Genomic DNA, 2,783 nt, shown 5'->3' on the forward strand with positions numbered 1-2,783 from the left:
TGTCCTCCGGCGTCGGCCTGCGGCCGCCCCCTCCCCCTTTATTTCGCCTCCAAGGGCATGGGGACCCAGCGCCCGACCCACCGACCACCGCGCCCGGAGAGAGTCAAGGCGCGCTCATTCTCGTCCCGCACATCGGCGAAGAACCAAAAAAAGGGCGCCCAAGGGCGCCCTTCTCACTTCATCACTGACGCAGACTCAGCGCCAGACCTTGATCTGGTCGTTGTCCACGCGCTGCATCGGCTGGCCCGGCTTACAGCTGAACGTCGCGCCGAAGGCCGGCAGGTTGGACAGCGCGCCGTTGGTGCGCCAGCGACCCGGGGCAAGGATGTCCGAAGTCAGGCGCTGGGCGGCTTCGTTGGGCGAAAGCTGCTGCGGCCACAGGCTGGCCCAGGCGCGGAAGAAGCCCTGCTGCGCGGCCGGCTTGGCCGCCGGGTCCACCGCCTTGTAGGCCTCCCAGGCCAGTTCCACACCGGCCAGGTCGGCGAGGTTCTCTTCGCGGGTGAGTTCGCCATTGACCTTGGCACCCTTCACGCCCGGGAAGTCGTATCCGCTGTACTGCGCGGCCACGCGGCTGCCGAGCAGCGTCCAGGCGGTCTTGTCGGCCGGCTGCCACCAGCTGCGCAGCTCGCCCTTGGCATCCACCAGCGCGCCCTTGGCATCGATGGCACGGGTCAGTTCGTGGGCGACCAGCGCGCCGTAGCTGCCGTACTTGTCGGCGCTGTCGGCCTTGGCATTGAACACCGGGCTCTGCAGCACCGCAGCGGTGACGATCAGCCGGTTCTGCGCGATGTCATAGGCCAGTGCCGGCTGCTGCGGCAGCACGTCCCAGCGACGGTCGGCGTTGCCCTTGCCGATCCGCTTCATTTCTTCGCGGTGGCGCCAGGTCGAGGCGATCAGCATGTTGCCGCCGAAGCTGCCACGGCCCATCGGCTGCACGCTGTAATCCAGGTCGCGCAGCGGCGTACCGATCTCGATCTTCAGCGCGGCCAGCTTGGCCTGCGCTTCGGTCTTGGCTTCGGCGCTCATCCAGGTGCTGCGCTTGACCGCGTCGATCTGCACTTCACGGATCTTGTCGACGATCACTGCGGCCTGGCGGCGATCATCGGCGGACAGATAGCGGCTGGCGTACTCGCGGCCAAGCATCGGGCCGGCAGCGACGTTGATCGCATCCAGCGTCTGTTCCCAGCGCGCCGGGGCGATGGTCTCGCCACGGATCACCCGGCCGCGGAATTCGAACTCGGCATCGCGGTAGGCCTTGGACAGGTACGGCGCCATCGCATCGCCCACGCGCCAGCGCAGGTAGGCCTTCCACTGGTCCGGCTTGATCTTGGTGACCATGCCGTCGAGCTGCTTGAACAGCGCCGGATCGGCCAGCGAGACCAGGTCGTCGTTGACGCCCTGGACCTTCAGGAACGCATCCAGCTGCAGGTTGCGATAGCGGCTGGTGAGGTCCTTGGTGGAAATCGGGGCGTAGTTGTTGAACGGGTTGTTGATGCCGGCCAGCGACTGCGCGTTGCGCGCCAGCTCGGTTTCCAGCGCGATCACCGCCTGCGACTCTTCATCCAGCTTGGCCGCCGGGGTGCCGGTGAGGGCCAGGATCTGCTTGACGTAGGTGCGGTAGCGGCCCATCAGCGCCACGGTGTCGGCATCGGTGCGGGTGTAGAACGCCGGGTCCGGCAGGCCCATGCCGCCCTGCATGAAGTAGCCGATGTGACGGTCGAGCGCCTTGAGGTCCACGTCCGGGGCGAAGTTGAAGGCCACCGGGATGCCGACCTGGTGCAGGGCGGCGATCGAGGCCGGAACGTCCTTGGCCTTCTTGATCGCGTTGATGCGGGTCAGCAACGGGGCGATCGGGTTGGAACCATCGGCTTCGATGGCCGCTTCATCCAGGCCGCTGGCCCAGAAGTCGCCGAGCAGCTTCTGCACGTTGCCCAGCGGGGTCTTCATCGATGCATCGAGCAGCTCGCGCTGCTGCTGGCGGGTCCGGTCGGCCAGCTGCCCCAGGGCGGTGGTGGCACCGGTCTGCGGTACCGGGTTGGCCTTGAGCCAGTTGGCGTTGGTGGCATCGTAGAAGTCGCTGCACTGCGCGCTGACCGCCGGCGCACGTGCGGCCTTCTTCTTCGGCGCAGCGTGCGCATCGTGTGCGATGACCAGGGAGGCCAGGCTCAGGCCCAGGGCAATGGCGAGCGGACGGAGGTTGGACATGTAAAGCGAATCCAGTGTGGATTGGGATCGCGCGAGTGTACCAAGCAAAGCGAAAAGAGCGTGATGGGCGGCGGMCCCAAAAACAAAGGCCCGGGAAATCCTGGGCCTTTGCCTGCATCACCTCACGCGGTGGCGCGATGGCTTACCAGATTACGACCTGCTGGTCGCCGGCGCGGACCATCGGCGAACCGGCCTTGCACTGGAACGCCGCGGCGAAGGTCGGCAGGTTCGACGGCGCGCCCATCGCGCGGAACTGCGCCGGGGCGTGCGGATCGGTGGCCAGGCGGACCTTGGCGTTCTCCGGGGTGTACTTGGTGCGCCACACGGTGGCCCAGTTGAAGTAGAAGCGCTGATCGCGGGTGAAGCCGTCGATCTTCGGATCTTCCTTGCCGGCGGTGGCCTTCTGCAGGGCGTCGTAGGCGGTCGCCACGCCGCCCAGGTCGGCGATGTTCTCGCCCAGGGTCAGCTTGCCGTTGACGGCCTGGCCGTCCACCTTGTAGCCATCGAACTGCTTGACCAGCTTGTCGGTCAAGCCGCTGAAGTTCTTCTTGTCGGCCGGGCTCCACCAGTCTTCCATG

Annotated in this window: 2 protein-coding genes; both read right to left on the minus strand. The window is 66.9% G+C overall.

Annotated features, from left to right (window positions below):
- Positions 1-195: 195 nt before the first annotated feature.
- Positions 196-2,205 (minus strand): M13 family metallopeptidase, encoded by a 2,010-nt coding sequence (locus tag ACXJKH_RS18175; RefSeq protein WP_457321434.1) that lies wholly within the window; start codon positions 2,203-2,205, stop codon positions 196-198.
- 142 nt (positions 2,206-2,347) lie between these two features.
- Positions 2,348-2,783, minus strand: a 436-nt coding sequence (locus ACXJKH_RS18180) for a M13-type metalloendopeptidase (RefSeq protein WP_457321436.1), incomplete at its 5' end; no start/stop codon positions are given.

The sequence above is a fragment of the Stenotrophomonas sp. P5_B8 genome (genome assembly GCF_054049855.1).

Coding starts and splice junctions, on each gene's coding strand:
- ACXJKH_RS18175 (WP_457321434.1), bottom strand. CDS start 2,205: ATGTCCAACCTCCGTCCGCTCGCCATTGCCCTGGGCCTGAGCCTGGCC.